This window comes from Streptomyces sp. (genome assembly GCF_036566765.1).
Taxonomy (GTDB): Bacteria; Actinomycetota; Actinomycetes; order Streptomycetales; family Streptomycetaceae; genus Streptomyces.
Window position 1 is genome coordinate 1 of the sequence record NZ_DATCVQ010000335.1, and the last position, 22,163, is coordinate 22,163.

Consider the following 22,163-nt stretch of genomic DNA (forward strand, 5'->3'; position numbering starts at 1 on the left):
GCGGTCGTCGAGCCGTACCGTCTGTCCGGGGGCGACGTCGACGGGGATCCCGTCCGCGTCGATGTCCCACCAGCGGTCGCATTCGGTGTGCATCTGCACCCGGTCGTTGGTGGGGTACGGGTTGTGGCAGTACGCGACCACCCAGGAGCCCTGGACCGACGTACGGCAGTCGGCACCGTGCGGGTCCGGGACGGGGGCGGTCGGCGCCGACGCCCCGGGCCACCCAAGGCCGGATATGCCCAGGGGGACGACAAGTGCGGCGACGGCGACCGAGGCCGCCAGCAGGGCCCAGGTTCGGCGACGTATGGCGCGCACGGCGACCTCCTCCCCGCAGCCTGACCAAAAGTCCGGTTCCACCACATTCTGCGGTGGAACGACCTTCTTTTCGACTTGAGCGGGGGAACCCGGAGCGGGACGCACGGCGGCCGCGCACCATCTCCTCGGAGGTGGTACGCGGCCGTGCCGTGCTGGGTCGTGCGGGGTCAGGCGCCCATCATGTGCACGCCACCGTCGACGTGGATGATCTCGCCCGTGGTCTTCGGGAAGAAGTCCGAGAGCAGGGCGACGACACCACGGCCGGCGGGCTCCGGGTCGGCCATGTTCCAGGCGAGCGGGGAACGGGTGTTCCAGACGTCCGCGAGCTCCGTGAAACCGGGGATGGACTTGGCGGCCATGGAGCCGATGGGTCCGGCCGAGATCAGGTTGCAGCGGATGTTCTGCTTGCCCAGGTCACGGGCGAGGTAGCGGGAGGTGGCCTCCAGCGCCGCCTTCGCCGGGCCCATCCAGTCGTACTGCGGCCAGGCGAACTGCGCGTCGAAGGTGAGGCCGACGACGGAGCCGCCCTCGTTCATCAGCGGCAGCAGCGCCATCGTCAGGGACTTCAGCGAGAAGGCCGAGACGTGCATGGCGGTGGCGACCGAGTCGAACGGCGTGTTGAGGAAGTTGCCGCCGAGCGCGTCCTGCGGGGCGAAGCCGATGGAGTGGACGATGCCGTCGAGGCGGTCGCCGAGCTGCTCGCGGACCTGGCCCTCCAGGCGCGCGAGGTGCTCGTCGTTGGAGACGTCGAGCTCCAGGACCTTCACGTTCTCGGGCTTGGGGAGCTTCTTGGCGATGCGCTCGGTCAGCGTCGGCCGGGGCCAGGCGGTGAGGATGATCTCCGCGCCCTGCTCCTGGGCCAGCTTCGCGGTGTGGAACGCGATGGAGGACTCCATCAGCACACCGGTGATCAGAATGCGCTTGCCTTCGAGAATTCCGCTCATGGTGATCAGTGACCCATGCCCAATCCGCCGTCAACCGGGATGACGGCTCCAGTGATGTACGAGGCGTCGTCGGAGGCGAGGAACTTCACCGTGGCGGCGATCTCCTCCGGCTGCGCGTAGCGGCCCAGCGGGACCTGGGAGACGATGCCCGCGCGCTGGTCCTCGGTGAGCGCCTTGGTCATGTCGGTGTCGACGAAACCGGGCGCGACGACGTTGAAGGTGATGTTGCGCGAGCCGAGCTCACGGGCGAGGGAGCGGGCGAAGCCGACCAGGCCGGCCTTCGAGGCGGCGTAGTTCGCCTGCCCGGCGGAGCCGAGCAGTCCGACGACCGAGGAGATCAGGACGACGCGGCCCTTCTTGGCGCGCAGCATGCCCCGGTTGGCGCGCTTGACGACGCGGAAGGCGCCGGTGAGGTTGGTGTCGAGGACGGACGTGAAGTCCTCCTCGGACATCCGCATCAGCAGCTGGTCCTTGGTGACACCGGCGTTGGCGACCAGCACCTCCACCGGACCGTGCTGCTCCTCGATCTCCTTGTAGGCCTGCTCCACCTGTTCGGCGTCGGTGATGTCGCACTTGACGGGGAGGCAGCCGAGTTCGGTCAGGGCGGCCGGCGGTTCCCCGGACCGGTAGGTGATGGCGACCTTGTCTCCGGCCTCGGCGAAAGCGCGGGCGATGGCGAGGCCGATGCCCCGGTTTCCTCCGGTGACGAGAACCGAGCGGCTCAACGGATCACCCTTTCGATAAGCGGTCTGGTACCTCGAAACCTATCGGTCCGGTCGCTCTTCCCAGGAATCGACCCCTGACAGTGGCGTACGCATGCCACTGTCGGGTCTCTACAGAAAGCTCGTGGCATCGCGCCCCGAAGCGCGACATGATCGGGGACGACCGGTCTCACACGACAGGAGACAGCTGTGCCATCTGGGGCTCATTCCCTCGACGAAGCCTTCACGGCGCTGCCGCTGCGGGCGCTCGCCGACGCGGCGCTCGCACGGGCGCGCGCGCTCGGCGCGACGCATGCCGATTTCCGCCTGGAGCGGGTGCGCAGCGCCTCGTGGCGGCTGCGGGACGCCAAGCCCGCGGGCTCCTCGGACACCACGGACCTCGGGTATGCGGTGCGGGTGGTGCACGGCGGCGCGTGGGGGTTCGCCTCGGGCGTCGACCTGACCATGGACGCGGCGGCGCGCGTCGCCTCGCAGGCCGTGGCGATGGCGCAGCTGTCCGCGAAGGTGATCGCCGCGGCGGGGTCCGAGGAGCGTGTGGAGCTGGCGGACGAGCCGGTGCACGCGGAGAAGACGTGGATCTCGGCGTACGAGATCAACCCGTTCGACGTAGCCGGCGAGGAGAAGAGCGCGCTGCTCGCCGACTGGAGCACGCGGCTGCTGCGGGCGGAGGGCGTGGCGCATGTGGACGCGTCGCTGATGACCGTCCAGGAGAACAAGTTCTACGCGGACACGGCGGGCACGGTCACCACCCAGCAGCGGGTCCGGCTGCACCCGCAGCTCACCGCGGTCGCCGTGGACGAGACGACCGGCGAGTTCGACTCGATGAGGACGATCGCGCCGCCGGTCGGACGCGGCTGGGAGTACCTGACCGGAACCGGCTGGGACTGGGACGCGGAGCTGGAGGAGATCCCCGGGCTGCTCGCCGAGAAGATGCGTGCGCCGAGCGTCGAGGCGGGCCGGTACGACCTGGTCGTCGACCCGTCGAACCTGTGGCTGACGATCCACGAGTCGATCGGCCACGCGACCGAGCTGGACCGGGCGCTCGGCTACGAGGCGGCGTACGCGGGGACCTCGTTCGCCACCTTCGACCAGCTGGGCAAGCTGAAGTACGGCTCCCCGATCATGAACGTGACGGGCGACCGGACCGCCGAGCACGGCCTGGCGACCGTCGGGTACGACGACGAGGGCGTCGAGGGGCAGAGCTGGGACCTGGTGAAGGACGGCACGCTGGTCGGCTACCAGCTGGACCGCCGGATCGCGAAGCTGACCGGCCTGGGCCGGTCGAACGGCTGCGCGTACGCGGACTCCCCCGGGCACGTCCCGGTGCAGCGGATGGCGAACGTGTCGCTGCAGCCGGATCCGGGCGGGCTCTCGACGGAGGACCTGATCGGGGGCGTGGAGCGCGGCATCTACGTGGTCGGCGACCGGTCGTGGTCCATCGACATGCAGCGCTACAACTTCCAGTTCACCGGGCAGCGCTTCTTCCGCATCGAGAACGGCAGGCTGACCGGCCAGCTGCGGGACGTCGCGTACCAGGCGACGACGACGGACTTCTGGGGCTCGATGGAGAAGGTCGGCGGCCCCCAGACGTACGTCCTGGGCGGCGCGTTCAACTGCGGCAAGGCCCAGCCGGGCCAGGTCGCCGCGGTCTCCCACGGCTGCCCGTCCGCCCTCTTCCGGGGCGTGAACATTCTGAACACGACGCAGGAGGCCGGGCGATGAGCATGTCCGCCGCGCACGGGACCCCCTGCTGGGGGTCCGGGGGTCGCCCCCCGGGAAAGCACAGTCTGAACACCACGCAGGAGGCCGGGCGATGAGCTCTCGTATCACCAAGCCGTACGAGATCGTCGAGCGGGCGCTCGAGCTGTCCCGCGCGGACGGGTGCGTCGTCATCGCCGACGAGGAGTCGAGCGCCAATCTGCGCTGGGCCGGCAACGCGCTGACCACCAACGGCGTCACCCGCGGCCGCACCCTCACCGTGATCGCCACGGTCGACGGCGCGCAGGGCACCGCCTCCGGCGTGGTGTCCCGGTCGGCCGTCACCGTGGACGACCTGGAGCCGCTGGTGCGGGCCGCCGAGGAGGCCGCGCGGGCCGCAGGGCCGGCCGAGGACGCCCAGCCGCTGGTCGCGGGCGTGCCCGCCTCCCCCGACTTCACCGACGCCCCGGCCGAGACCTCCTCCGCCGTCTTCACCGACTTCGCGCCCGCGCTCGGCGAGGCGTTCGCCCGGGCCAAGGCCGGCGGCCGCGAGCTGTACGGCTTCGCGAACCACGAGGTGACGTCCACCTATCTGGGCAGCTCGACCGGCCTGCGGCTCCGCCACGACCAGCCCCACGGCACCCTGGAGCTGAACGCCAAGTCGCCGGACCGCTCCCGCTCGGCGTGGGCGGGCCGCGCCACCCGGGACTTCAAGGACGTCGACCCTGCTGCTCTCGACGCCGAGCTCGCGCGCCGCCTCGGCTGGGCGGAGCGCCGGATCGAGCTGCCCGCCGGGCGGTACGAGACCCTGCTGCCGCCGACCGCCGTCGCCGACCTGCTGATCTACCAGCTGTGGTCGTCGACCGCCCGGGACGCCGCGGAGGGCCGTACGGTCTTCTCCAAGCCCGGCGGCGGCACCCGGCTCGGCGAGACGCTCTCCCCGCTCCCGCTGACCCTGCGCTCGGACCCGAACGAGCCGGGCCTGGAGTGCGCGCCGTTCGTGATCGCGCACTCCTCCGGCGACGACTCCTCGGTCTTCGACAACGGCCTGCCGCTGGCCCCGACGGACTGGGTGCGGGAGGGCAGGCTCGAGCACCTGACCACGACCCGGCACAGCGCGGGACTCACTCGGCTGCCCGAGGCCCCGGCGATCGGCAACCTGGTTCTGGACGGCGGCGGCGAGCGGTCGCTGGAGGAGATGGTCGCCGCCACCGAGCGCGGCCTGCTGCTGACCTGCCTCTGGTACATCCGCGAGGTCGACCCGGCGACGCTGCTGCTGACCGGGCTGACCCGGGACGGCGTCTACCTCGTCGAGAACGGCGAGGTGGTGGGCGAGGTGAACAACTTCCGGTTCAACGAGTCGCCGGTCGACCTGTTGTCGCGGGCTTCGGAGGCGGGACGGACCGAGAAGACGCTGCCGCGCGAGTGGAGCGACTGGTTCACCCGGGCCGCGATGCCCGCACTGCGGGTGCCGGACTTCAACATGAGTTCGGTCAGCAAGGGGGTCTGACCCGCCTAGACTGATCGAGACAACTATCTCCCCCATTCACCACAAGGAGACGGACGACGTGACGGACATCGTCGACGAGCTGAAGTGGCGCGGGCTCTTCGCCCAGTCCACCGACGAAGACGCTTTGCGCAAGGCTCTCGCGGACGGTCCCGTGACGTTCTATTGCGGCTTCGACCCGACCGCGGCCAGTCTCCACGTCGGCCACCTGGTCCAGGTGCTCACCGTCCGCCGGCTCCAGCAGGCCGGGCACCGGCCGCTGGCGCTGGTCGGCGGGGCCACCGGCCAGATCGGCGACCCGCGTCCCACCGCCGAGCGCACCCTGAACGACCCGGAGACGGTGGCGAACTGGGTGAACCGGCTGCGCGAGCAGATCGAGCCGTACCTCTCCTTCGAGGGCGAGAACGCGGCGATCATGGTGAACAACCTGGACTGGACCGCCGGGATGTCGGCGATCGAGTTCCTGCGGGACATCGGCAAGCACTTCCGGGTCAACAAGATGCTGACCAAGGACTCGGTCGCCCGGCGGCTCGAGTCCGAGCAGGGCATCAGCTACACCGAGTTCAGCTACCAGCTGCTGCAGGGCATGGACTTCCTGGAGCTGTACCGGCGCTACGGCTGCACGCTGCAGCAGGGCGGCTCCGACCAGTGGGGCAACCTGGTGGCCGGGCTCGACCTGATCCACCGCATGGAGCCGGACGCGGTCGCGCACGCGCTGGCGACGCCGCTGATGACGAAGGCGGACGGCACCAAGTTCGGCAAGACCGAGGGCGGGGCCGTCTGGCTGGACCCGGAGATGACGACGCCGTACGCGTTCTACCAGTTCTGGCTGAACGTGGACGACCGGGACATCTCGACGTACATGCGGATCCTGTCCTTCAAGTCCCGTGAGGAGCTCGAGGAGCTGGAGCGGCTCACCGAGGAGCGGCCGCAGGCGCGCACGGCGCAGCGGGCGCTGGCCGAGGAGCTCACCACGCTGGTGCACGGCGCGGACCAGTGCGCGGCCGTGATCGAGGCGTCGAAGGCGCTGTTCGGTCAGGGCGAGCTGGCGGAGCTGGACGAGGCGACGCTGGCCGCCGCGCTCTCCGAGCTGCCGCACGCGAAGGTGACCGAGCTGGGCCAGGTCGTGGACCTGTTCGCCGAGGTGGGTCTGGTGGCGAGCAAGTCGGCGGCGCGGCGCACGGTGAAGGAGGGCGGGGCCTACGTGAACAACACGAAGGTCACGGCCGAGGACGCCGAGGTCGCGGCGGAGGAGCTGCTGCACGGCCGCTGGCTGGTGCTGCGCCGGGGCAAGAAGAACCTCGCGGCGATCGAGTTCGCCCAGGCCTGAGGCTGACGGACCGGGTGGCCGACGGCCTTCCGGACCGGCCTCCGGGCTGACACGTCCTGCCTTACGGCCGGCCGGGCTCCGGGTCGTACGACGGCGGCCCGGGTGCGCGCTTTTCGCACGCACCCGGGCCGCCGTCCGCATTCGTCCCTCAGGCCGTCCGCCTGCTCCCCCTGAGCCGCACCCACAGCATGTCGCCCACACCGACCACGGCGACCGCGCCGATCAGCTGGAACAGATGACGCGTCCAGTCGATGCCCCGGGTCGCGTCGACCCCGATCCACCTCGCGACGGCGTTTCCGAGAATGCTGCCGAGAATCCCGAACACGGTCGTCAGCCACAGCGGGATCTGCTGCTTCCCCGGCAGGATCGCCTTTGCGATCAGACCGAGGACGAATCCCACGATGATCGCCCACAACCAACCCATGGTCGCCTCCTCGTGCGGCGCGCTCTGCGCATGTGGGCCCAGTCTCGATCAGTCGGGCTTACCGCGCATGCCGGACAGCGCCGTACGTGCCCCGGTCTCACGCCCGTCGGGCGGCGGGCGTACCGTGGAACGAGGTCCGGACCGGGGAGAGTCCGGCATGGATCCCAGGTGGTGGAACGCGATGCGGAAGCGTGGCGGCGACGAGGTCTTCCGGATCACCGGGGCGCGCCAGGGACTGGCCGACGACGTGCGGGGCCGGCAGCGTCGGTATGTGATCTCGATGAGCGTGCGCACCCTGTCGGTCGTGGCGGCCGCCGTGTTGTGGAACGTGGAGCGCCACGTGGCGGTCGTGGCCCTGGCGTTGGGCGTGCTGCTGCCGTACATCTCCGTGGTCATCGCCAACGCGGGCCGCGAGACGCCCCCTTCGCTGCCGTCGACCTTCGTGACCGGAGCGACGGGCCCGCCGATGCTGGAGCCCGGGCCCGCCGAGAAGCTCAAGAAAAGCTCAGATCAATCATGAAGTTCCAATACACCGCACCTGGGTCCGCGTGACATACTGCCTTTGCGCTCCGCATCCCCCGTCGGAGCGACGGACCGACGCCGGGCAGCTCCCCCCGTGGCTGCTCGGCGTCGCTTTGTATGGAGAATGATCCGGTGATCAATCCGGAGAGCTCCGAGACCCCGACGACCCCGATCTGTTCCGCGAAGGGCTGCCGTGCCGCCGCGGTGTGGGTGCTGGCCTGGAACAACCCGAAGCTGCACACGCCGGAGCGGCGCAAGACCTGGCTCGCCTGCGAGGAGCACCGCGAGCATCTGTCGCAGTTCCTGGGCGTGCGCGGTTTCCTCAAGGACGTCGTGACGCTCGCCGAGTGGGACGCCCGTACGGGCGGGGAGGGCGACGCCCCATAGGGCGGGGCGGGTTCAGCCGCCGATCGCCGACATCGGGCGCTCGGGCTGCAGGAAGCTCGGGTCGTCCAGACCGGAACCGGCCTTCTTCCCCCACATCGCCAGCTTCCAGATCCGGGCGACCTCTTCGTCCGCCGCGTCCGACCGGAGCGCGGCCCGCAGGTCTGTCTCCTCCGTGGCGAACAGGCAGGTCCGCACCTGGCCGTCGGCGGTGAGCCGGGTCCGGTCGCAGGCCCGGCAGAACGGGCGGGTGACGGAGGCGATCACGCCGACGGTGTGCGGTCCGCCGTCGACCGCCCAACGCTCGGCGGGCGCGGAGCCGCGCTCCTCGGAACCCTCGGGGGTGAGGGTGAAGCGGGTGCGCAGCGAGGCCAGGATGTCCCCGGCGGTGATCATGCCGTCGCGCTTCCAGCCGTGCTGGGCGTCGAGCGGCATCTGCTCGATGAAGCGGAGCTCGTACGCGTTCTCCACCGCCCAGGCCAGCAGGTCCGGGGCCTCGTCGTCGTTGAGCCCGGGCATGAGGACCGCGTTGACCTTGACGGGGGTCAGGCCGGCGTCCCGGGCGGCGGCCATGCCGTCGAGCACGTCCTGGTGGCGGTCGCGCCGGGTCAGGGTCTTGAAGACGTCGGGGCGCAGGGTGTCCAGGGAGACGTTGACCCGGTCGAGGCCGGCGGCCTTGAGGGCGGTCGCGGTGCGCTTCAGGCCGATGCCGTTGGTGGTCAGGGACATCTTGGGGCGCGGCTCCAGGGCCGCGCAGCGCTCGACGATGCCGACGAGGCCGGGGCGCAGCAGGGGCTCGCCGCCGGTGAAGCGAACCTCGGTGACGCCGAGGTCGGTGACGGCGATGCGGATCAGCCGGACGATCTCGTCGTCGGTGAGCAGGTCGGGCTTGGCCAGCCACTGCAAGCCCTCCTCGGGCATGCAGTACGTGCAGCGCAGGTTGCACCGGTCGGTCAGGGACACACGCAGGTCGGTGGCCACGCGGCCGTAGGTGTCGATGAGCACGGCGGGCTCCCTACCTGTCGTTGGTGATTTCTCCAGCCCGAGCCTACGCGACGGTCCTGACATCGAGCAGGGCCCGTTTGGAACGAGGACCACCGCGGCCGCGTCGTAGGACTCTACGACGCGGCCGCGGGAGGTACCGGAGGGTGTCCGGCCGGGTGCGGTCAGTGCGCTCCGACGCCGGTCAGGGACTTGACCTCCAGCTCCGCGTACTTGCCCTTGTCCGGCTCCTCCTTCGACAGGAGCGAGCCGAGCCAGCCGAGCAGGAAGCCGAGCGGGATCGAGACGATGCCGGGGTTCTCCAGCGGGAACCAGTAGAAGTCCGCCTCCTTGAACATCGACGTGGGCTTGCCGGAGACGACCGGCGAGAACAGCACGAGGACGACCGCGGAGATCAGACCGCCGTAGATCGACCAGAGCGCGCCCTGGGTGGTGAACCGCTTCCAGAACAGGCTGTAGAGGATCGTCGGCAGGTTGGCGGAGGCGGCGACGGCGAAGGCGAGGGCGACCAGGCCGGCGACGTTGAGGTCGCGGGCGAGGGCGCCGAGCGCGATGGAGACGATGCCGATGAGAACGGTCGCCCAGCGGGCGGCCCGGACCTCCTCCTTCTCGGTGGCCTTTCCGCGCCGGATGACGTTGGCGTAGATGTCGTGCGCGAAGGACGAGGACGAGGCGAGGGTCAGTCCGGCGACCACGGCGAGGATGGTCGCGAAGGCGACGGCGGAGATGACGGCGAGCAGGATCGCGCCGCCGGTGGAGCCCGCGCCGCCGCCGACCTCGAGCGCGGCGAGCGGGGCGGCGGTGTTGCCGGCCTTGTTGGACGCGATGATGTCGCTGTTCTTGAGCAGCGCGGCCGCGCCGAAGCCGAGGACGATCGTCATCAGGTAGAAGGCGCCGATGATGCCGATGGCCCAGTTGACGGACTTACGGGCCGCCTTGGCAGTGGGCACGGTGTAGAAGCGGATCAGGATGTGCGGCAGGCCGGCGGTGCCGAGGACGAGGGCGATGCCGAGCGAGATGAAGTCCAGCTTCGAGATGCCGGTGGCCCCGTACTTGAGGCCGGGCTCCAGGAAGGCCGTGCCCTTGCCGCTGTTGGTGGCGGCGGCGCCGAGCAGGTCGGAGAGGTTGAAGTCGAACTTCAGCAGGATGAGGAAGGTGATCAGGAGCGTGCCCGCGATGAGGAGCACGGCCTTGACCATCTGCACCCAGGTGGTGCCCTTCATGCCGCCGATGGTGACGTACACGATCATCAGGACGCCGACCAGGGCGACGATGGCGATCTTGCCGCCGTCGCTGGTGATGCCGAGCAGCAGCGAGACGAGGACGCCCGCGCCGGCCATCTGGGCGAGCAGGTAGAAGATCGAGACCACGATGGTGGAGGTGCCGGCGGCGGTGCGGACCGGGCGCTGGCGCATCCGGTACGCGAGCACGTCGCCCATGGTGAACCGGCCGGAGTTGCGCAGCGGCTCGGCGACCAGAAGCAGGGCGACCAGCCAGGCGACGAGGAAGCCGATGGAGTACAGGAAGCCGTCGTAGCCGTAGAGCGCGATGGCGCCGGCGATGCCGAGGAAGGACGCGGCGGACATGTAGTCGCCGGAGATCGCCAGGCCGTTCTGGAAGCCGGTGAACTGGCGGCCGCCGGCGTAGAAGTCGGCGGCGCTCCGGGTCTGCCGGCCCGCCCATACCGTGATGAACAGGGTGGCGACGACGAAGGCCGCGAAGAGGGTGATGATCAGCGGCCGGTGCTCGGAGGCGCTGCCGGCGGCCAGCGTGGCGACCGGTCGCACGGCCTCGATGGTGCTGCTCATGCGTCACCCTCCATACGGGACTTGATGGCCTCCGCCTTGGGGTCGAGCTTCTCGGCCGCGTGCCGCGAGTAGAACCAGGCGATGAGGAAGGTGGTCAGGAACTGGCCGAGCCCGAGGACGAGGGCCACGTTGATGTTGCCGAAGACCTTGGTGCCCATGAAGCCGCCCGCGTAGTTGGAGAGCAGCACATACAGCAGGTACCAGGCGATGAAGCCGATCGTCAGGGGGAAGGCGAAGGAGCGGTGCGCGCGGCGCAGCTCGCCGAACTCCGCGCTCTCCTGCACCTCGACGAACGCTGTCGTCGTCGGCTGGACGGGTGTGGTGTCCGTGCCGCCCGGGGGCGGCGGCGGTGCATCGGTAGCCACGGAATCTCCTCGCGACGCTGCGGTGGGCATGGACAAAGGGACCTCACTGGGGGTGGGAGACGGAGCGTCCGGGAGATGCTCCTCCCCTGCACAACGGCACGGACGGAGCGGCGAAGCGGTTCACCCGGATCTTTTTTCTTCATCAAGCCGCCCCAACTCATTGATGCGCCGGGAAGATCAGCGATAGCTTCACTCGTCATGCACCTGTCCACGCGCAACGGGTGCGCGGACAGTTCATACGGATGATGTGGAGAACCCATGGCTCATCTGAGATCCAGACGCGGGCGCATAATCGCTCTGCCCGCAGGTCTGGCGCTCACGGCCTCGCTCGGCTTCCTTCCCACGGGCGCCAACGCGGCGCCGGTGAACGACGCCCCGGCGGCCGTCGCCTCGTACGACGGCCCGAAGCTGTCGTACGTGGTGAACATCGAGGGCGGCCGGCACACGGGCGCCGCGGTCAAGCGGGCCATCGCCGCGGCCGGCGGCACTGTCGTCATCTCTTACGACCAGATCGGCGTCATCGTCGTCCACTCGCAGAACCCCGAGTTCGCGAAGACGATCCGCACGGTCCGCGGGGTGGTCTCCGCCGGCGCGACGCGCACCGCGCCGCTCTCGGTCCAGACCGACACGTCCGTCGACGAGGGCGGCCAGTCGCTGTCCGCCGCGGAGGCGCAGGCCGCGGCGGCGCAGGCGACCGACGGTCAGGACCCGCTGGAACCCCTGCAGTGGGACCTGCCCGCCATCAAGGCGGACAAGGCCCACGAGAAGACCCTCGGCAGCAGCAAGGTCACGGTCGGCGTCATCGACACCGGTGTCGACGACACGCACCCGGACCTCGCGCCGAACTTCGACGTCGCCGCCTCGGCCAACTGCGTGACCGGCAAGCCGGACACCACGCCGGGCTCGTGGCGTCCGATGGCCGGCGAGAGCGACCACGGCACGCACGTCGCGGGCACGATCGCCGCGGCCAAGAACGGCGTCGGCGTCACCGGCGTCGCGCCGGGCGTGAAGGTCTCCGGCATCAAGGTGTCCACCACGGACGGCTTCTTCTACACCGAGGCCGTGGTCTGCGGCTTCGTGTGGGCGGCCGAGCACGGCGTCGACATCACCAACAACAGCTACTACACCGACCCGTGGCTGTTCGCCTGCAAGAACGACGCGGACCAGGGCGCCCTCATCGAGGCCGTCACCCGCGCGACCCGCTACGCGGAGCGCAAGGGCACGGTCAACGTCGCGGCGGCCGGCAACTCCAAGATGGACCTGGCGGCGGACGAGATCACCGACGTCACCAGCCCGAACGACACCACGCCGGTCACCCGCGTGATCAACCCGCGCGAGTGCTTCGACTACCCGACCATGCTCCCGGGCGTCGTCACGGTCTCCGCGACCGGCGCCAAGGGCCTGAAGTCGTCGTACTCGAACTACGGCAAGGGCGTCATCGACATCGCGGCGCCCGGCGGCGACCGCACCGAGTACCAGACCCCGGACGCCCCGGCGGTCAACGGCCGCATCCTGTCGACCACGGTCAACGGCGGCTACAACTACAAGGCCGGTACGTCGATGGCCTCGCCGCACGCGGCGGGCGTGCTCGCGCTGATCAAGTCGCGTCACCTCGACGCGACCCCGGCCGAGCTGAAGTGGATGCTCTACAGCCAGGCCGACAACCACGCCTGCACGAACCCGTACGACATCGAGGGTGACGGCACCGTGGACGCGGTCTGCGAGGGCGGCACGGGCCGGAACGGCTTCTACGGCGAGGGCGTCGTCGACGCCCTGGACGCTGTGCGCAAGTAGCCGGTGATGGGAAAAGGCCCCGGCGCGGATCCGCGCCGGGGCCTTTTCCCTGTCTCCTGGTGGCACTCAGTGCCATGATGCGCTCATGGACAAGCTCATGGACAACACAGTGCGCACCGGTACGGAGCTGTTGTGGTCGGCCCTGGGCGGTGATCCCGCCCTGGTGGACCGCGTGACGTACGGGGGACCGTCGGGGCTGCTGCCCGCCCGGCTCCCCGTGATGGACCTGGCCCGGGCGACGGTCGCGGTCGCCGGACTCGCCGCGATCGAGCGCGAGGGCCTGCCGGGCCCGGTACGGGTGGACGACGGCGCGGTCGCGACGGCCTTCGTGAGCGAGCGGCACCTGCGGGTCGACGGGCGGGCGCCGGTCGTCTTCGCCCCGCTGTCACGGTTCTGGCGGGCCGCCGACGGCTGGGTCCGCACCCACGCCAACTACCCCCACCACAAGGCGGCGCTGCTCGCCGCGCTCGCCGTGCCCGACTCCGTGGACGCGGTGGCGCAGGCGATCGCCGAGCGCCCGGCCGTGGCCGTCGAGACGGCCGTGTACGAGGCCGGGGGCCTGGCCGTCGCCCTGCGCACGCCCGCGCGGTGGGCGGCCCACGAGCAGGGCCGGGAGGTGGCCGCGCGCCCGCTGCTGACCCGGGAGCGGCTGGACGAGGCCGCGCCCAGGAGGCGTTCGGGCCGGCTTCGGGTCCTTGACCTGACCCGGGTCATCGCGGGCCCGGTCTCCACCCGGACGCTGGCGCTGCTCGGCGCGGACGTGCTGCGGATCGACCCGCCGGGCAACCCGGAGCTGCCGGACCAGCACGCCGATACCGACATCGGGAAGCGGACGGCCGCCCTGGACCTGGAGAGCCCCTCGGGCCGCCGCACCTTCGACGAACTGCTCGACGCGGCCGACGTGTTGGTCACCGGTTACCGGCCGGGCGCCCTGGACCGGTTCGAGCCGCACCGGCCCGGCCTGGTGGTCGCCCGGCTCTCGGCGTGGGGCGACTACGGGCCGTGGGGCGGGCGGCGCGGCTTCGACAGCCTGGTCCAGGTGGCGACCGGGATCGCGACGGCAGAGGGCTCGGCCGAGGAACCGGGGACGCTGCCGGCGCAGGCCCTGGACCACGGCACCGGCTACCTGCTCGCGGCGGCCGTGCTGCGCTCGCTGACCGAGCAGGACCGGGACGGCGGCACCCGGCTCGTACGGCTGGCGCTCGCGCAGACCGGGCACTGGCTGACCCACGCCCTGCCACGGTACGAGCCCGAGCGATACCTCACGGAGACGGACGGGCCGCTGGGGCGGCTGCGGCACGCGCTGTCGCCGGTGTCGTACGAGGGCGGCCCGGCGGGCTGGTCGCGCCCGCCGGGGACGCCGGGCGGGGACGCCCCGGTGTGGACTACGGCTTGACGAGGACCTTGAGCGCGGTGCGCTCGTCCATGGCCTTGTAGCCGTCCGGGACGCCGTCGAGGCCGACCGTCAGGTCGAACACCGGCGACGGGTCGACGGCGCCGCTCAGGACGTCGGGGAGCAGCTCGGGGATGTAGGCGCGGACCGGCGCCACGCCGCCGCGCAGGGCGATGTTGCGGTCGAACATGACGGACAGGTCGAGGCCGGTGCCGCTGCCGTGCGGGACGCCGACGTAGCCGATCGCGCCGCCGTCGCGGGTGATGGCGACGGCGGTGCGCATGGACTGCTCGGTGCCGACCGCCTCGATGACGGCGTGCGCGCCCTGGCCGCCGGTGAGTTCGCGGACGGCGTCCTCGGCGGCCTCGCCGCGCTCGGCGACCACGTCGGTGGCGCCGAACGTACGGGCGATGTCCGTGCGGGCGGTGTGCCGGCCGAGCGCGATGATCCGCTCGGCGCCGAGCCGCTTGGCGGCGAGGACCCCGCACAGGCCGACCGCGCCGTCGCCGACGACCGCGACGGTGGAGCCGGGCTTCACGCCCGCGCCGAGCGCGGCGTGGTGGCCGGTGCCGAGGACGTCGGAGAGCGCGAGCAGCGCGGTGAGCAGCCGGTCGTCGGACGCGGCGTCGGCGGGGAGCTTGACGAGGGTGCCGTCGGCGAAGGGGACGCGGACGGCCTCGCCCTGGCCGCCGTCGGAGCCGGCCGAGCCCCAGAAGCCGCCGCGCGGGCAGGAGGTCTGCAGGCCCTCGTGGCAGTAGTCACAGGTGCCGTCGGACCAGACGAAGGGCGCGACGACGAGGTCGCCCGGAGCGAAGCCGGACACGTCGGAGCCGGCCGCCTCGACGACGCCGAGGAACTCGTGGCCGATGCGCTGACCGGGCTGCCGGGCGGACTCGCCGCGGTATGCCCAGAGGTCGCTGCCGCAGATGCAGGCGCGCAGCACCCGCAGGACGACGTCCGTCGGCTCCTGGATCACCGGGTCGGGCACGTCCTCCACGCGCATGTCGAACGGGGCGTGGATGGTGGTGGCGCGCATGGCGGACGGTCCTCGCTGTCAGACGGTTGTACGACGAACACCGTACTCCCATTCCGGAACGGACGACTCCGGGGCCGGTCCCGGGGCGGTCAGATCCCCGCCGCCCCCAGGAGCGACCCCACCGCGTACGTCACTCCCATGGCGAGCGCGCCCCCGGCGACGTTGCGAAGGACCGCGCGGGACGGCGGGGCCGCGCCGAGGCGGGCGCTCCACCAGCCGGTGCAGGCCAGCGCGGCCAGGACGGACAGGACCGTGATCCACACGCGGTCGGCGGTCGGGGGAAGGACGATCGCGAGGAGGGGCAGCAGGGCGCCGGCCGTGAAGGCCAGGAAGCTCGCGGCGGCCGCGTGCCAGGGGTTGGTGAGCCGGTCCGGGTCGATGCCGAGCTCGACGCGGGCGTGGGCGCGCAGCGCGTCGCGCGCGGTGAGCTGCTCGGCGGCCTCGCGGGCGACGTCCACGGAGAGGCCGCGGGCCGCCAACATCCCCGTCAGCTCGTCGAGTTCGGCTTCCGGCTGCTCCTTCAGCTCGCGCCGCTCGACGGCCAGGGCCGCCTTCTCCGAGTCGCGCTGGGTGGAGACCGAGACGTACTCCCCCGCCGCCATCGACATCGACCCGGCGAGCAGTCCGGCCAGGCCCGCGGTGAGCAGCGCGGCCCGGGACTCGGTGGCGCCAGCGACGCCCACGACGAGGCCCGCGGTGGAGACGACTCCGTCGTTCGCGCCGAGGACGGCGGCCCGGAGCCAGTTGAGCCGGGAACCGAGTCCGCCGCCGTGGGCCTCGTCGTGGGCCTCGTCGTGCGCTGGGGCTTCAGTCACGACGGGAGGGTCTCACCCGCCCCCTCACCAGACGCGGACCGACCCGCCCGGAGCGAACGCCGGGCTGGTCGCGGCCGCCGGGACCTCCTTCAGCGGCTCGGCGATCTCCTCGACCGTGGGGCCGTGCACCGCGGCCAGGGTGTCCAGGTACGCGAGGTCGAAGCCGTAGACCCGGGCCGCGTTGCCGCCCGCCATCGCCGCGACCTCGTCCCGCGGCAGCCCCGCGTAGGCGATCCGCAGCCCCTCGCGGGAGTACGGGGCAGTGCCCTCGTCGTGCGGGTAGTCGCTGCCCCACATGATCTTGTCGAGGCCGATCCGGTCGCGCAGCGGCACCTCGTGCGGGCGCATGAAGCTCGCGCCGACGTAGCAGTTGTCGCGCCAGACCTCGCTGGGGCCGCGGCCCATGGACTCGGCCAGGCCCGCGCCGAACTTGGACTCGGCGGTGGCGGCCCGCGACGCCGCCGCGACCAGCCGGCCGTGGTAGTAGTCCAGCATCTCCAGGACGCCCGGGATCCAGCCCGAGCCCTGCTCGGTCAGCACCAGCTTCAGCTCCGGGTGGCGGTTGAAGGCACCGCCGAAGATCAGGTGCCACAGCGCCCGGTGCGAGAACCACGTGGTCTCCACCATGAAGACCGCCCGCGCGGCCGGCTCGTCGCCGAGCGGCGGCGACGCGGAGCCGCCGTGGTGGTTGACCGGCACGTCCAGCTCCGCGCAGACCGCCCAGATCGGGTCGTACACGGCCGAGTACAGCTCCGGGAGCCCGCTGCCGGGCGGCGTGCCGGGCAGCAGGATGCCGCCGGTGAGCCCCGCCTCCTTGGCGCGGCGGATCTCGCCCACCGCCTCGTCCACGTCGTTGAGCAGGATCTGCGCGACGCCCGCCCGCCGTCCCGGCGCGTCCGCGCAGAAGTCGGCCAGCCAGCGGTTGTGGGCGCGCAACCCGGCCCAGCGCTGCGCGAACTCCTCCCGAGTCGGCGCAGGCGCCATGAGCGAGGCGGACGGGAAGAACGGCGGGATGGTGTTGGGGAAGAGGACCTCGGCGACGATGCCGTCCGCCTCCAGCTCGCGCAGCCGGCGGCCCGAGTTCCAGTTCCGGTCGGCGGTGTCGGCGAGCAGATCCTCGTACGGGTTGACGTACGTGGCCGCCCAGGCGTCGAAGTCGTCGTGGTGGCGCTTCTCCAGGTACGGCTTGTAGTCCAACAGGTCCGCGCCCGCGTGGCAGTCGGCGGAGATCACGGTGTAGCGGTCCGTCATGACGTCACCCCCATGACCGGGAAGTCGTTCCCGGTGAGCCAGTGCCGGCCCACCTCGCGCGAGCGCGCCCAGGACGCCTCGACGGCCGCCTGGTCGGCGGGCTGGCCGAGTTCGGCCGGAGTGGGGCCGATGCGGCGGGCGATCGGGGCCAGCTTCGCCACGTCGAAGCCGAACACCTCGGCGGCGGCCAGGCCCAGCATCCGGCGCGTCTCCTCGACCGGGATGTCGTGGAAGGTGTCCCGCAGCCAGGCGCGGGTGCGCGGCCAGGTGCCCTCGGGGTGCGGGAAGTCGCTGCCCCACAGGATGTTGTCGACGCCGATCTCGTACCGCTGGGCCAGCTCGCGCCGCTTGGTGTTGGTGGCGCAGACGAAGACCTGGCGGTCGAGGTACTCGCTCGGCGGCCGCTTCAGCTCGGCGAACGGGGACAGCTTCTTGCCGCCGTGCGCGCCGAGATAGAGCCGGTCCATGAACCACAGCAGGTTGGGCAGCCACCAGCAGCCGGACTCGGCGACGCCGAACCGCAGCCCCGGGTGGCGCTCGAAGACGCCGGACCAGAGCAGGAACCACAGCGGCCGGGCGGGCCACCAGGTGACCTCGGAGACGTAGATGCCCAGGTGGTCGCCGTACTCCTCGCGCGGGGCCGCGCCGGAGTGGGTGAGCAGCGGCATCCCGGTCTCGGCGGCGGCCGCCCACACCGGGTCGTAGCGGCGGTCGTGGTACGGCTCCTTGTCCACCCACATCGACGGGATCATCAGCGCCCCGAGCCCGGACTCCTTGGCCCGGTGGATCTCGGCGACGACCTTGTCGGTGTCGGCGGTGACCGGAAGCAGCGCGACGCCGCAGTGCCGTGCTGCGTTCTGGGCGTTCCCCCCCACGAACTCGGCCAGCCAACGGTTGTGCGCCTGCGCGCCCGCCATGCCGAGCTCGGGGTCCTGGTCGCCGGAGAGCCCGAGGCCGACGCCGAAGGGCGCGGCGGTCTGGCTGTCGACGGCGTCCGCGTCGGGGAAGACGACCTCGGCGGCGACGCCGTCGCCGTCGAGCTCCTTGAGCCGCTGGGCGGTGTCCCAACCGCCGCGCAGCCCTTCCTCGTTGTCGCTGAACCACTTGTTCGCGAACGCCTCGTTGCGGACCCCGAGCCGGGTCATCGCCTCGCGGCGGGCCTCGCGCCCGGCGAGGAAGTCGTCGAAGGCGCGGTGGAATCGGGAGTCCAGATAGGGCCGGTACTGCTCGGTGGGCAGCCCGGCGTGACAGTCGGAGGAGATGATCAGGTACGGGTCGTCGTGAGCCACGGCGGGCCCCCTCAGTCGAGAATGCTGCATCTTCCCGGGGGACAACCCCCGGGCCCCCGGCCGGACACCCCGGCCGGGCGGGCAGCGCGGTCGGCGGTCAGTCGAGAATGAAGCTCTCCAGGTACGACGGGTTCGCGCGGTCGAGCATCGACTGCGCGCGGGCGCGGATCTGGCGGTCGCTGTGCTCGCTCTCCGGGAGGATCCAGAAGCGGTCGGCGCGGATGCCGTCGACGACGTGCTCGGCGACCTCCTCGACCGGGGTGAAGGCGACCTCCTGCCCGGCCTCCTTCATCGCCGCCTCCCACTGGTCGAGGCTGCGGTACGGGGCCTTGCGCGGCCGCTGCTTGGCGTACCGCTCGGGCCGGTTGCGGTGCGACTCCCACAGGCCGGTGCGCAGCATGTGCGGGCCGGGGAAGAGCACGGACGCGCCGACCTGCGCGCCCTCGGCCTTGAGGTGGGCGTACAGGGACTCGGTCATGGTGACCACGGCCGCCTTGGTGACGGCGTAGACGGAGGCGGTGGGCAGCGGGGCGATGCCGCCGTCGCCGGAGGAGGTGTTGACGACATGGCCGGGGCCGCCGGCCGCGAGCATCCGCGGCACGAAGGCCTGGATGCCGTGGAAGACGCCCCACACGTTGACGGAGAAGGCCCACTTCCAGTCGTTCGGCTCGTGCTCCCACATGCGGCCCTCGGCCCCGGAGCCGACGCCGGCGTTGTTGCAGAGCACGTGCACCGCGCCGAAGGTGTCGTACGCGGTCTCCGCCAGGGCCCGCACCGAGTCGGGCTCGCTGACGTCGACCGTCCGGGCCAGAACGTGCGCGCCGCTCTCCATCAGCTCGTCCGCCGCCTTCGCCAGCGCGGCCTCCTCGACGTCGGCGAGGACGACCGAGAGGCCCTCGACGGCGAACCGCCGCGCCATGGCGAGGCCGATGCCGCTCGCCGCACCCGTGACGACGGCGACCTGTCCCGCTTCGAGCCGCATCAGACGCTCCCCTCGGGCGGCCCGTCGAGGATCTGCCGGGGGTCGTCGTAGCGCTGGTGGATGTACGGCAGCAGGGCCTCGGCCGAGACCCGCTCGACGACCCGGCCCCTCTGGTCGGTGGTCTTCTCGCCGACGGTGATCTCGACGAGGCGGCGGACCGGGAGGTCGGCGACCGGGTCGTACATGGACTCGCGCAGCACCACGTCGCCGGTGATCGCCTCCAGCTTCCGCACCTTCTCGTGGCGGACGCAGTGGACCAGGACGGGTTCGTCGTCGAAGCCCGAACCGTCCACCGCGGGAAGGAACTTGAAGTAGAAGTCGGTCTTGTCGGCGGGCTCGGGGAGCGGCAGCGGGCCGGCGACCGCGCCGCGCACCTCCACGAAGGCGATGCCGTGCCGGGCGAGCGCGGCGCGGACCACCAGGCCCTCGCGCTCGACGGTGACCTCGCCGAGCTTCTTGGGCTCGCCGAACACCTCGCGGCCGCCGGTCAGGGCCCGCTCCATGGTCATCGGCATGACCAGCGGGTACCAGCCCTGCTGGTCGCCGTGGGCGGCGGCGACCGCCACCGAGCCGGCGCCGAGCGGGTAGCCGGGCAGGTCGACCTGGCTGATGTTGACCCGGACCAGGGGGCGTTCGACGGGCTTCAGCGGCGGCGGCAGCACGGCCGCGACCACGTCCGGGTCGGTCTCCCAGACCGCGACCACGCCGGTGGACCAGATGTCGGGGAGCTTGGCGTTCGCGCTGCGCGCCGCCGCGATCTCCTGCTCGGTGCGCGCGCCGTACCGTACACGTGTCATGACGTACCGCCCTTCGGTGCTTCGTCGGGGGTCGGTTCTGTAACACAGTTACACCGGCGGGTTCGAAGGGTAAAGAGGCCTGCACGCAACAGAGTTGGGGGACTCATGGCACGCAGCGCACTGACCCGGGACGAAGTCCTCGACACCGCCGCCGCCCTGGTGCGGCAGCACGGCCCGGCCGCCCTGACGATGCGCAAGCTCGCCGCCGAGCTGGGCACCGCCGTGACCTCGATCTACTGGCACGTCGGCAACCGGGAGTCGCTGCTCGACGCGCTGGTCGAGCGGACCGTCGCGGACCTCGGCACGATCCGCCCGCGCGGCGCGACGCCCGCCGAGCGGATCGCCTCGGTCGCCCGGGCGCTCCGCCGCGACCTGCGCGCGCATCCGCATCTGGTGGCGATGGTGCACGAACGCGGGCTGACGGAGCGCATGTTCCTGCCCGCCCAGCGCGCCCTGGTCCGCGAGGTGCACGCGGCGGGGCTGCGCGGCGCGCGGGCGGCCGGGGTGGTGCGCGCGGTCCAGTTCCATGTCGTCGGCCATGTCCTGGTGGAGCGCAACCGCGAGCGCGCGCCCGCCCAGTCGCCCGCCGAGGAGGAGCTGTGGGCGGTCGAGACCGCGGATCAGGACCCGTCCCTGGCCCGCGCGCTGGCCCGTCCGGTGGACACCGAGCGACTGTTCGCGGCGTCCGTGCGGGCGCTGGTGACGGGGCTGCTCGCACCGCCGGACTGAGCCGGGGAGGGACGTCGGGGAACGGGGTGTCCGTGCGGGGCCGTATTCTCAATGACCATGCTCGACGACCGTACGACCGCAGCAGCGTGGCCGACCGCGTACCCGCAGGGGTACGCGGTCGTCGACGTGGAGACCACCGGACTCGCCCGGGACGACCGGATAGTGTCGGCTGCCGTCTACCGCCTCGACGCCCAGGGGAACGTCGAGGACCACTGGTACACGCTGGTCAACCCGGAGCGCGATCCCGGCCCGGTCTGGATCCACGGACTGACCAGCGACCTGCTGGCGGACGCGCCGCTGTTCCCGGAGGTGGCCGCGGAGTTGTCCGCGCGGCTCGACGGCCGGGTGCTCGTCGCGCACAACGCGATCTTCGACTGGGGCATGATCGCCCGGGAGTTCGCGCGGGCCGAGCGGACCGCCCCGGTGCGGCAGCGGCTGTGCACGATCGCGCTCGCCAAGGAGCTGGCGCTGCCGCTGCCCAATCTCAAGCTGGAGTCACTGGCCGCGCACTTCGGGGTCGTGCAGCAGCGCGCGCACAACGCGCTGGACGACGCGCGAGTGCTGGCCGAGGCGTTCCGCCCGAGTCTGCACGCGGCGGCGGAGCGGGGCGTGCGGCTGCCGCTCCTTGAGTGCCGGCCGCTGACGGAGTGGGTGTCGTCGCCGGCCGCGGGCTCGGCGCGGATCGGCCGGCAGGCCTCGTACCAGGCGAACGGCTGGCGGCCCTCGCGGAAGCGGCCGGCGTGCCCGTACCCCAACCCTGGGCGCTACGAAGCGGACAAACCGCTCAAGCAGGGCATGCGGGTGGCGTTCTCCGGCGACACCTCCATCGACCGCGAGCTGCTCGAGGACCGTACGGTCGAGGCGGGGCTGCACGTCGCCTCCAGCGTCTCCCGGCTCACCAGCCTGCTGGTCACCAACGACCCGGACTCGGCCACCTCCAAGACCGTCAAGGCGAAGGCGCACGGCACGCCGATCGTCGACGAGGCCGCCTTCACGCACCTGCTGAGGGACGTGGCCCCGGCAGACGAGTGACGCGCCGGGCGTGCCGCCCGCCGT

Annotated in this window: 22 protein-coding genes; 9 read left to right on the plus strand and 13 right to left on the minus strand. The window is 71.8% G+C overall.

From position 1 onward, the window contains the following. The 3 genes from VIU94_RS19655 to fabG all read right to left on the minus strand — a co-directional run. Positions 1–315: hypothetical protein (locus VIU94_RS19655; RefSeq protein ID WP_331913137.1), on the minus strand; the 315-nt coding region annotated here is incomplete at its 3' end. A 167-nt stretch (positions 316–482) separates the two neighbouring features. Further along, positions 483–1,259 carry an enoyl-ACP reductase FabI gene (gene fabI, locus VIU94_RS19660; protein WP_331913138.1) on the minus strand — a complete coding sequence of 259 codons (777 nt, stop codon included), beginning with the start codon at positions 1,257–1,259 and terminating at the stop codon, positions 483–485. A 5-nt stretch (positions 1,260–1,264) separates the two neighbouring features. Then, a complete protein-coding gene (fabG, locus tag VIU94_RS19665) occupies positions 1,265–1,984 on the minus strand; it encodes a 3-oxoacyl-[acyl-carrier-protein] reductase (RefSeq protein ID WP_331913139.1) in 720 nt (239 codons plus the stop codon). Between the two features lie 186 nt (positions 1,985–2,170). Here fabG and VIU94_RS19670 point away from each other — a divergent pair, with 186 nt between their 5' ends. The 3 genes from VIU94_RS19670 (at position 2,171) to tyrS (ending at position 6,516) form a co-directional block, all read left to right on the plus strand. Further along, entirely contained in the window at positions 2,171–3,703 is a 1,533-nt protein-coding gene (locus tag VIU94_RS19670) for a TldD/PmbA family protein (protein ID WP_331913140.1), read from the plus strand. 91 nt (positions 3,704–3,794) lie between these two features. Next, the gene (locus VIU94_RS19675) at positions 3,795–5,189 is read left to right on the plus strand and encodes a metallopeptidase TldD-related protein (protein ID WP_331913141.1); all 1,395 of its coding nucleotides are present in this window, start codon (positions 3,795–3,797) and stop codon (positions 5,187–5,189) included. A 58-nt stretch (positions 5,190–5,247) separates the two neighbouring features. Beyond that, positions 5,248–6,516, plus strand: a complete 1,269-nt coding sequence (gene tyrS / locus VIU94_RS19680) for a tyrosine--tRNA ligase (RefSeq protein WP_331913142.1) — start codon at positions 5,248–5,250, stop codon at positions 6,514–6,516. Between the two features lie 148 nt (positions 6,517–6,664). Here tyrS and VIU94_RS19685 read toward each other — a convergent pair whose 3' ends face one another. Beyond that, positions 6,665–6,940, minus strand: a complete 276-nt coding sequence (locus tag VIU94_RS19685) for a GlsB/YeaQ/YmgE family stress response membrane protein (RefSeq protein ID WP_331913143.1) — start codon at positions 6,938–6,940, stop codon at positions 6,665–6,667. 181 nt (positions 6,941–7,121) lie between these two features. Here VIU94_RS19685 and VIU94_RS19690 point away from each other — a divergent pair, with 181 nt between their 5' ends. Continuing rightward, the gene (locus tag VIU94_RS19690) at positions 7,122–7,460 is read left to right on the plus strand and encodes a DUF3099 domain-containing protein (protein WP_331913167.1); all 339 of its coding nucleotides are present in this window, start codon (positions 7,122–7,124) and stop codon (positions 7,458–7,460) included. Positions 7,461–7,579: 119 nt separating this feature from the next. Further along, positions 7,580–7,849 (plus strand): hypothetical protein, encoded by a 270-nt coding sequence (locus tag VIU94_RS19695; protein ID WP_331913144.1) that lies wholly within the window; start codon positions 7,580–7,582, stop codon positions 7,847–7,849. A gap of 12 nt (positions 7,850–7,861) precedes the next feature. Here VIU94_RS19695 and moaA read toward each other — a convergent pair whose 3' ends face one another. The 3 genes from moaA to VIU94_RS19710 form a co-directional block, all read right to left on the minus strand. Beyond that, the gene (moaA, locus tag VIU94_RS19700) at positions 7,862–8,851 is read right to left on the minus strand and encodes a GTP 3',8-cyclase MoaA (protein WP_331913145.1); all 990 of its coding nucleotides are present in this window, start codon (positions 8,849–8,851) and stop codon (positions 7,862–7,864) included. 161 nt (positions 8,852–9,012) lie between these two features. Then, the gene (locus VIU94_RS19705; RefSeq protein WP_331913146.1) at positions 9,013–10,656 is read right to left on the minus strand and encodes a monocarboxylic acid transporter; all 1,644 of its coding nucleotides are present in this window, start codon (positions 10,654–10,656) and stop codon (positions 9,013–9,015) included. Beyond that, a complete protein-coding gene (locus VIU94_RS19710; RefSeq protein ID WP_331913147.1) occupies positions 10,653–11,021 on the minus strand; it encodes a DUF485 domain-containing protein in 369 nt (122 codons plus the stop codon). Before VIU94_RS19710 ends, VIU94_RS19705 begins: the two co-directional genes overlap by 4 nt. 258 nt (positions 11,022–11,279) lie before the next feature. On the opposite strand from VIU94_RS19710, the gene VIU94_RS19715 reads away from it, so the two are divergent. Together VIU94_RS19715 and VIU94_RS19720 are read left to right on the plus strand one after the other, a co-directional pair. Next, a complete protein-coding gene (locus tag VIU94_RS19715; protein ID WP_331913148.1) occupies positions 11,280–12,815 on the plus strand; it encodes a S8 family peptidase in 1,536 nt (511 codons plus the stop codon). Between the two features lie 85 nt (positions 12,816–12,900). Further along, positions 12,901–14,211 (plus strand): CoA transferase, encoded by a 1,311-nt coding sequence (locus VIU94_RS19720; protein ID WP_331913149.1) that lies wholly within the window; start codon positions 12,901–12,903, stop codon positions 14,209–14,211. Here the strand turns inward: VIU94_RS19720 and VIU94_RS19725 are convergent. From VIU94_RS19725 to VIU94_RS19750, 6 genes are all read right to left on the minus strand, one after another. Then, positions 14,201–15,244, minus strand: coding sequence for a zinc-dependent alcohol dehydrogenase family protein (locus VIU94_RS19725; protein ID WP_331913150.1), 1,044 nt, complete (start codon positions 15,242–15,244; stop codon positions 14,201–14,203). The two genes, VIU94_RS19720 and VIU94_RS19725, sit on opposite strands and share 11 nt — an antisense overlap. Positions 15,245–15,333: 89 nt before the next feature. Then, complete coding sequence (locus tag VIU94_RS19730; protein ID WP_331913151.1) at positions 15,334–16,059, minus strand: VIT1/CCC1 transporter family protein; 726 nt, start codon at positions 16,057–16,059, stop codon at positions 15,334–15,336. Positions 16,060–16,083: 24 nt separating this feature from the next. Further along, positions 16,084–17,310, minus strand: coding sequence for an amidohydrolase family protein (locus VIU94_RS19735; protein ID WP_331913152.1), 1,227 nt, complete (start codon positions 17,308–17,310; stop codon positions 16,084–16,086). Continuing rightward, the gene (locus VIU94_RS19740; protein ID WP_331913153.1) at positions 17,307–18,599 is read right to left on the minus strand and encodes an amidohydrolase family protein; all 1,293 of its coding nucleotides are present in this window, start codon (positions 18,597–18,599) and stop codon (positions 17,307–17,309) included. Before VIU94_RS19740 ends, VIU94_RS19735 begins: the two co-directional genes overlap by 4 nt. Positions 18,600–18,696: 97 nt before the next feature. Then, positions 18,697–19,581, minus strand: a complete 885-nt coding sequence (locus VIU94_RS19745; RefSeq protein WP_331913154.1) for an SDR family NAD(P)-dependent oxidoreductase — start codon at positions 19,579–19,581, stop codon at positions 18,697–18,699. After that, positions 19,581–20,378, minus strand: a complete 798-nt coding sequence (locus VIU94_RS19750) for an acetoacetate decarboxylase family protein (RefSeq protein WP_331913155.1) — start codon at positions 20,376–20,378, stop codon at positions 19,581–19,583. Before VIU94_RS19750 ends, VIU94_RS19745 begins: the two co-directional genes overlap by 1 nt. A gap of 105 nt (positions 20,379–20,483) precedes the next feature. Between VIU94_RS19750 and VIU94_RS19755 the strand changes: the two genes are divergently transcribed. Then, complete coding sequence (locus VIU94_RS19755; RefSeq protein WP_331913156.1) at positions 20,484–21,107, plus strand: TetR/AcrR family transcriptional regulator; 624 nt, start codon at positions 20,484–20,486, stop codon at positions 21,105–21,107. A 51-nt stretch (positions 21,108–21,158) separates the two neighbouring features. Further along, a complete protein-coding gene (locus VIU94_RS19760) occupies positions 21,159–22,139 on the plus strand; it encodes a DEDDh family exonuclease (protein ID WP_331913157.1) in 981 nt (326 codons plus the stop codon). Positions 22,140–22,163 lie beyond the last annotated feature (24 nt).